At 60.7% G+C, this 8,062-nt stretch carries 6 protein-coding genes and 1 pseudogene; 1 reads left to right on the plus strand and 6 read right to left on the minus strand.

Annotated elements, in window-relative coordinates; all coding sequences use genetic code 11:
* The 5 genes from NDI87_RS14875 to NDI87_RS14895 form a co-directional block, all read right to left on the minus strand.
* The coding region (locus NDI87_RS14875; RefSeq protein ID WP_296276219.1) for an OsmC domain/YcaO domain-containing protein at window positions 1-1,744 on the minus strand (1,744 nt) is incomplete at its 3' end.
* A 463-nt stretch (window positions 1,745-2,207) separates the two neighbouring features.
* Entirely contained in the window at window positions 2,208-3,080 is an 873-nt protein-coding gene (locus NDI87_RS14880) for an ABC transporter permease (protein ID WP_296276220.1), read from the minus strand.
* Window positions 3,077-3,919, minus strand: coding sequence for an ABC transporter permease (locus tag NDI87_RS14885; protein WP_296276221.1), 843 nt, complete (start codon window positions 3,917-3,919; stop codon window positions 3,077-3,079). The genes NDI87_RS14880 and NDI87_RS14885 overlap by 4 nt, the downstream gene beginning before the upstream one ends.
* Before the next feature lie 151 nt (window positions 3,920-4,070).
* Window positions 4,071-5,168 carry an ABC transporter ATP-binding protein gene (locus NDI87_RS14890; RefSeq protein WP_296276222.1) on the minus strand — a complete coding sequence of 366 codons (1,098 nt, stop codon included), beginning with the start codon at window positions 5,166-5,168 and terminating at the stop codon, window positions 4,071-4,073.
* Between the two features lies 1 nt (window position 5,169).
* Window positions 5,170-6,237 (minus strand): extracellular solute-binding protein, encoded by a 1,068-nt coding sequence (locus NDI87_RS14895; protein WP_296276223.1) that lies wholly within the window; start codon window positions 6,235-6,237, stop codon window positions 5,170-5,172.
* 115 nt (window positions 6,238-6,352) lie between these two features.
* On the opposite strand from NDI87_RS14895, the pseudogene NDI87_RS14900 reads away from it, so the two are divergent.
* Window positions 6,353-6,538 (plus strand): annotated as a pseudogene (locus tag NDI87_RS14900) (hypothetical protein); the annotation flags it as partial.
* 51 nt (window positions 6,539-6,589) lie between these two features.
* On the opposite strand, the gene NDI87_RS14905 reads toward NDI87_RS14900, so the two are convergent.
* Window positions 6,590-8,062: topoisomerase C-terminal repeat-containing protein (locus NDI87_RS14905; protein WP_296276224.1), on the minus strand; the 1,473-nt coding region annotated here is incomplete at its 5' end.

Raw genomic sequence — 8,062 nt, forward strand, 5'->3', positions numbered from 1 at the left:
AACGCTCAAGCAGTGCTTCCAGGCTGGCATCGTCCAGGCGGTGCAAGTTCAAAATATCGGCGCGGAACAACAGTGCTTTGTTGGTGTTGTCCCAGATCAAATCTTCTACCGGATACACCTCCGAATAACCCGGCACCAGGATGCGGCAGGCCGTGGCGCCGAGTTGGTCATAGACCGCCATGTAGACTTCTTTGCCCATGGCTTCGAGAATGCCGAACAAGGTCGCGGCTTCCTCGGCATTGGAGTTGTCACCCTGGCCGGAAAAGTCCCACTCGACAAAATTGAAATCCGCTTTGGCACTGAAAAAGCGCCAGGACACCACGCCGCTGGAGTCGATGAAGTGTTCAACAAAGTTGTTTGGCTCCGTTACGGCGTTGCTGTTAAAGGTGGGCCGAGGTAAATCGTTGAGGCCTTCAAAACTGCGCCCCTGCAGCAATTCCGTCAGACTGCGTTCCAGCGCTACTTCCAGGTTTGGGTGCGCGCCAAACGAGGCAAAGACACCGCCGGTGCGCGGGTTCATTAAAGTCACGCACATCACCGGGTAGGTCCCGCCCAGCGATGCATCTTTCACCAGCACCGGAAAGCCCTGCTCTTCCAGGCCCTGAATGCCGGCCAGAATGCCAGGGTATTTCGCCAGCACTTCGTGTGGCACGTCAGGCAAGGCGATTTCACCTTCCAGAATTTCGCGTTTTACCGCCCGTTCGAAAATCTCCGACAGGCATTGCACTTGCGCTTCGGCCAGCGTGTTACCGGCACTCATGCCATTGCTCACAAAGAGGTTTTCGACCAGGTTGGACGGGAAATACACCACCGCGCCGTCGGATTGGCGCACATACGGCAGTGAACAGATACCGCGCTGCACATTGCCCGAGTTGGTGTCGACCAGATGCGAGCCACGCAGCTCGCCATCGGGGTTGTAAATCTGCAGGCAGTACGCATCCAGGATCCCGACCGGCAACGCATCTTTACGGCCAGGCTTGAACCAGCGCTCGTTGGGGTAATGCACAAACGCTGCGTTGGCGATGTCTTCGCCCAAAAACGCACCCGCGTAGAAATGGTTGTTATTCAGGCGCTCGATATATTCTCCCAACGCCGACGCCAACGCGCTTTCCTTGGTCGATCCCTTGCCATTGGTAAAACACATTGGCGAGTGCGCGTCGCGGATATGCAGCGACCATACATTGGGCACCAGATTGCGCCACGAAGCGATTTCAATCTTGATGCCCAAGGCCGCCAGAACGCCCGACATATTGGCGATGGTTTGCTCAAGTGGCAGATCCTTGCCGGCGATATAGGTGCTCGCTTCAGAAGCCGGCGCCAAGGTCAGCAAGGCCTGGGCATCGGCATCCAGATTCTCTACTTCTTCAATCACAAACTCGGGGCCGGCTTGCACCACTTTTTTTACCGTGCAACGGTCGATGGAACGCAAAATGCCCTGCCGGTCTTTGGCAGAGATATCTGCCGGCAACTCGACCTGAATCTTGAAAATCTGCTGGTAGCGGTTTTCGGGATCGACAATATTGTTCTGCGACAGGCGGATGTTTTCGGTCGGAATATGGCGGGTGTCGCAGTACAGTTTCACAAAGTAAGCCGCACACAAGGCCGATGAAGCCAGAAAGTAATCGAACGGACCTGGCGCCGAACCATCGCCCTTGTAGCGGATAGGCTGGTCGGCCACCACCGTGAAGTCATCGAACTTGGCTTCAAGACGAAGCTTGTCGAGAAAGTTGACTTTAATTTCCATGTGGGAATTCCAAAATAGTGCTGAAGATGATGAGCCTTGCGTTTCGGGGCCGTCGTCTTTGTCATGAAGCCTGACGGCCTGCGCCGATCAACGGGGTGGCTGCGACCAGGACGCGGCTGACAAAGGGTCGTCTACCCTGAGTACGCACGATCAAAAGTCGGGACTGAGGCGACTATAGATGAGGGCCGGCCGGGATTCATGTCATTCACGGCAAAAAGTGAGTTAACCAGGCGCTTCGTCAAGAACAAAGCACACCGGGCACGCGTGATGGCCGGCTCCCGATGCAAACCGCCACCTTCGGCTTCTGACTGAGTCGAACTGAGTAACCGGCAAGCTGTGCCTGTCGTGAGCGACTCGTTACGCTGCACAGCCGCAATACGTCACGCTCCAAAACGGTCAGTTAACCTTGTTCGCCCGGTTCGTTTTTCCATTGAAACATTCTGTGGCTGCTTGCCCGAACGTGTCAGTTTGAGGTGTCAGACGCATGGGCCTTTGACCCCCGCATCAGCGTCAGCGCCAGCAGCGCCGATGCCACCATCAGCAGCAAACTCACCGCGTTGAGCACCGGCGTGGCGCCTTCGCGCATGCGGCCGTACATCATCACGGTCAGCGGCGCGTCCGAGCCGACCAGCATCAGCGTGGTGTTGAAGTTCTCGAAACTCATCAGGAAGGAAATCGCTGCCGAGCCGATCAGCGCGGGTTTGAGGTACGGCAGGGTGATGGTCCACAGCACGGCGGCACGGGACGCACCGAGGTTGTAGGCAGCTTCTTCGAGCGTGACATCGAAGCGTTTCAGGCGCGCGCTGATGGTCAGGGTGGCGATTGAGACGATGTACGCAAACTGGCCCAGCACCACCAGCGGCAGGCCCGGGCGCAAAAATTCCAGCTCCAGGCCCCACAGGTCATCGGCCAGGTTGGCAATGCGGCTGGCAAAAGCCAGGATCGAGATGCCCAGGATCACGCCGGGGATCACCAGCGGCGCCAGCATCAGCAGGCTCAGTGCCTGCTTGCCGCGAAACTGGGTGCGCTCGATCAGGAACGCGTTGGCGGTACCTACCAGCACCGACAGGCCCGTGACCCAACTCGCCACCACCACGCTGGTCCACAGGCTGCCGAGCATGGCGCGGTCGGCAAACAGGCCGCGTCGCGTGGATTCTGCACCGCCAAAAAACCAGTCCAACGTGAAGCCGCGCCAGGGTGGCGCCGGGTAGGGTGCGTCGTTGAAGGCGAACACCGCCACCACCACCAGCGGCAGAAACAGGAAGGCAAAAAAAGCCACGCCATACACCACCGTGCTGATGCGAAGCCAAGCGGGGCGGGGCAGGGATGCGATCATGACCGCTGCATCACTTCGCCAAACTTTTGCCCTGACAGTTTCAAGCCGGCCCAGACGATGGCCGTGGATAGGCCGAGCAGCAAAAAGCCAAAGGCCGCACCCTGTTCCCAGTTGAAACGGGTGATGAACTGGGTGTAGATCTGCTCGGTGAACCACTGCGAGTTTTTGCCACCCAGCAGCGTTGGCGTCAGGTAGTTGCCAAGCGTGAGCATGAACACCACGATGCAGCCCGCCACGATGCCCGGCGCGGCGTGCGGGATGACGATTTGCCGCAAGATGGACCAGCCGTTGCCGCCGAGGTCGTAGGCGGCTTCGATGAGTGAGTCGTCCAGGCTCTCCAGCGCGCTAGTCAAAGGGATCACCATGAACAGCATCGATGTGTAAACCAGCCCGACCAGGATGGTGGCGTCGTGGTAAAGCATTTCCACCGGCGCCGGCGTGACGCCGAGGCTCACCAGCAGCGCGGGCAGCACGCCGGATTCGCGCAGCAAGATCATCCAGCCCAGCGTGCGCACGGTTTCACTCACCCAGAACGGGATCAGGCACATGACAAACAGCAGGGACTTGTTGCGGCCTCGGGCAATTTTGGCGATCGTCCACGCCACCGGGAAGGCCATCAGCAGCGTGATGGCGGTGGCCACCATCGACATCAGCGCGGTGCGCACAAAGGTGTGCCAGTAGAGCGGCTCTTCGACAAAGGTGGCGAATTGCGCCAGGCTGGGTTCGTACACGCGCGGCGCCACGCGGGCACGCAGCGACAAAATGCCCAGCTCCACATGCGGCAGCACGATCAAGCCCACCAGCCACAGCAGCGCCGGCGCCAGCAGCAATAGCAGCATGAGGCGGACTTGGATACGGGGTGACGAAGGATTGACCATGTTGAAACTGTGATGGTGTCATTGCGAGGAGCAAAGCGACGTGGCAATCCACGACCCCCTGGATTGCCGCGCTACGCTCGCAATGACAGACATTGGCGCAGGTCGCATGGGTTCAACTGGCAAAACACACCGCCCGTTGCGGATCAAAGCCGAAGGCCACGGTTTCGCCGATGCTCAGGTCGGCAAACTCGCCGGTCTGCGGCAAGGCGATGCGAAAGACGGTGCCCGAGTGCGCCTCACGCAATAGCACGGCGGAGTTGGCGCCGTCAAACAGCAGGCTGTCCACGCGGGCGCTAAAACTCGGCAAACCGGCATCCATCAACACGGCGGCATCACGCGCCAGGCGCGCCACCTCGGGTCGCACAAACGCCTCGACCGCATCGCCTGGGCTCACTTGGCCGATGGCGCGTGCCGGAATCACCAGGCCCTCGGCACTGGTCACGGTCACTTCCAGGCCATCGATGCGCGTTGCGACTCCGGCAATGCGGTTGTTGGCACCCACAAAGCCCGCCACAAACGGCGTTTGTGGTTCGTAATAGAGTTGCTGCGGTGTGCCGACCTGCTCGAAACGGCCATGGTTCATCACCGCCACATGGTCCGACAGCACCAGCGCTTCGGACTGGTCATGCGTGATGTAGACAAAGGTGGTGCCAAACGCTGCCTGCAAAGCTTTGAGCTCGATCTTCATGTGCTCGCGCAGCTTCAAATCGAGCGCCCCCAGCGGTTCGTCGAGCAGCAGCAGCGTGGGCTCCAGCACCAGGCTGCGGGCAATCGCCACGCGCTGTTTTTGCCCGCCCGAGAGCTGGTCCACTCGCTTGTCTTGCGCACCGGCCAGGCTGACGCGCTCCAGCATCTCGCCGACACGGCGCTTGATGTCGCCCTTGGCGACACCGCGCCGCGCCAGCCCGTAACCGACGTTGTCGCCCACGTTCATCATCGGAAACAGCGCCAGGTGCTGGAACACCATGTTGACTGGGCGCTGGTTGGGCGGCACGCCGTGCATGGCTTTGCCGCCGATCCGGATGTCACCGGCGTCAGGGCTCAAAAAGCCGGCAATCATGCGCAGCAAGGTGGTCTTGCCACAGCCCGAGGGGCCGAGGATGGAAAAGAAGCTGCCGCGCGCGACGTTGAACGAGAGCTCGTCCACCGCGCGGAAAGCACCATAGTGCTTGGCCACGCGAGTGGCCTGCAGGTCAGGCTGTGTCGCCAAATTAGTTGGCCGCCTTGATGCGGTCCAGCACGCGGCCCTCGATCTCTTCAATGCCGGCGGGCACGGCGGGGTACCACTTGACGTTTTTCAGCGCGGCTTCCGGGAAGCTGGCGGCAAACTGGGCTTTCAGCTTGGCATCCATCAACTGGTCAGCCCCTTTGGAACCGGTGAAGTTACCAGCCGCACTGGCCACGCGGGCCGCAATTTCGGGGCGCATGTTGAAGTTGATCCAGGCGTAAGCCGCGGCGTCGTTCTTGCCCTTGGCCGGCAGGGCAAAGGTGTCGATCCAGCCTAAAGCGCCGGACTTGGGCGCGATGAACTGGATTTCGGCCTTCTCGCCATTGAGCTTCCAGCCGCCCGTGTCCCACATCATGGCGCCGACGATTTCACCCGTGCGCATGCCGTTGAGCAACTGGTCCTTGTTGTCCCAGAAGAACTTCAGGTTGGGCTTGCAGGCGATCATGGTCTTGCCCACGTCATCCATCAGAGCCGCGTAGGCCTTGGGGTTGCCGTACAAGGCAAACGGGTCTTTGCCCGCAGCAAAGGCAAAGGCCAGCAAGGTCGGGCGTTTCAGGCGCACGGCGGTCTTGCCCTTGACATCGGCACGGCACAGGTCCGGGTAGTCGGCCATCTTGGTGAGGCTGGTGTTGACCACCAGGCCATCGGTGCCCCAGATGTGCGGCAGGCCGTACACCTTGCCCGCCAGCGTGGTGTTTTTCTTGGTGGCTTCCAGCATCGAGGGAATGAACAGCTCACTTTTCAGCTTGCCCAGGTCCATCGGCTTGTAAATGCCAAACTCCTGTTGCGGACCCGTGATGCGGTCTTGCGACGGCTGGGCCAGATCGAAGCCGGCGCCACCCGTGGCGCGCAGCTTGGAGATCATCTCTTCGTTGTTGGACAGGGTGATCTCGACCTTGTAGCCGCTTTCTTTCTCGAACTGCGCCACCACGTCAGCGGGCGCGTAATCAGCCCAGGTCAGCAGGCGCAGGGTTTTTTCCTGGGCCATGGCAGAGCCAGCGACACCGAGGGTGACAACGCCGGCAGCGATCAGTGAGTAACGCAATTTCATGGTGCATCCTTGAGGTGGTTCAATGGGGTCTTGAAAACGAATCAGGCACACGGGCCTGAGGTGGCCATGCTATGTCAATCAAGTGACATTTTGATGTCAGTCGTGCACAGCGGTCAAGGGCACGACCCATGTGGTGCTGGACGCCCCCGCCGGTCTGTACGGCAAGCGGCTCAAGGAGATTTTCAGGCGCGCCCACAAGGTGGTGGTGCCGTTGCAGCCCAGCGTGTTCGACGTGCCGCCCGAGCGCGTGGCGCGGGACCTGGCCCAGTGGCAACCCATTTGCCGCTGGCTGGATCAATAGCGGGTCGCTGGCATGGGCGGGTTGTAGAGGTGGTCGCAATTTGCGACCACCTCACCCCAAATGCTTGCCCACGATCCCGGCCAGCTCAAACATGGTCACCTGCGGTTTGCCAAAGACGGCCAGCAACTTGTCGTCGGCGTTGATGGCGCGCTTGTTGGCGCCGTCCTGCAAGTTGTTGGCCTTGATGTAGTCCCACAGTTTTTTGATGACCTGGGCGCGAGCGATGGGCTCGGCGCCAATCACGGCGGCCAGCGCGGCGCTGGGCGTTGAGCCCGCGCTGCCTGCGCTGGGTGCCTTGCGCGGTGCTTTTGCGGTGGCTGTTTTGGCCACTTTTTTGGCCGGCGCTTTCACCGCTTTTTTCGTGACTGGGGCTTTTGTCGGGGTGGCCGCTCTGGCCGCCACCGCCACCTTGGTCAAGGGTGTTGCAGCCGTTTTGCGCGGCGGGAACTTGCTGGGGGCAAATTCGAAGTTCACCTTGCCCGCTGCCGGGTCCCAGGCCAGCATGGCCTTGAAGGCGCGCCGGGTGCGCATCGACACAAACTTGTCGAGCAAATCGGTCTTGCCGGTGGCCAGCAGCTTGACCATCTGCTCGCGCTCGATCGGTTGCTGCAGAATGATCTGGCCGGTCTTGAAGTCGCAGCTCGGTGTGGCTTGCGCGTGTGTCGGCACCGACTTTTCACAGACATAATTTTTACCGTGCTCAAACACCTGGGCGCCGCATTTGGGACAGGCACCGAGGCTGGTTTGCTTTGAGAAGTCGATCAGCTCGCCCGATTCCTCGCCGTTCTTGTCGTCGCCAAAGTCAAATTCCAGCTTGTAGTTCTTGCTTTCTTCATCAAACTTGATGACCATCTCGGCAGTGAACGGCCAACCGGCCTTGGAGCGGAACCCGCTTAAGGGGCCGATCTTGCGGTCGCGCAAGAACTGCTCGACCTCGGCCAGCTCGAAGGTCCGCCCCGCCGGTGTTTTGCCAAAGGAAAAACCGCAGCCGTCGCTTTTACCGTCGGCGCCGGTGCAGGCGTAGCGGCGGTAGTTTTCCTTGACGACGCCGCCGCAGTTGGGGCAGGGCGTGTGCAGCGTGGCGTAGTCGCCCGGCACCGTGTCGCGGTCGTATTCCTTGGCTTTTTTGACCATGCGCTCGGTCATGGCGGCAATCTCGGCCATGAAGGTTTCGCGCTTGAGCTTGCCGTGCTCCATTTGCGCCAGCTTAAATTCCCACTCGCCGGTGAGCTCGGCTTTGGTGAGCTCCTGCACGTCGAGGCCGCGCAGCAGCGTCATCAACTGGAAGGCTTTGGCCGTCGGTATGAGTTCGCGGCCTTCGCGGTGCATGTAGGCCTCGGAGATCAAGCCTTCGATGATGCTGGAGCGGGTGGCGGGGGTACCCAGGCCTTTTTCCTGCATGGCCTCGCGCAACTCGTCGTCTTCCACGGTTTTGCCAGCGCCCTCCATGGCGCCGAGCAGGGTGGCCTCGGTGTAGCGCGCCGGCGGCCGGGTTTTCAGGGCCTTGGGGTCCACCGCTTCGGC

It is taken from the genome of Rhodoferax sp. (assembly GCF_023701345.1).
Taxonomy (GTDB): domain Bacteria; phylum Pseudomonadota; class Gammaproteobacteria; order Burkholderiales; family Burkholderiaceae_C; genus Rhodoferax.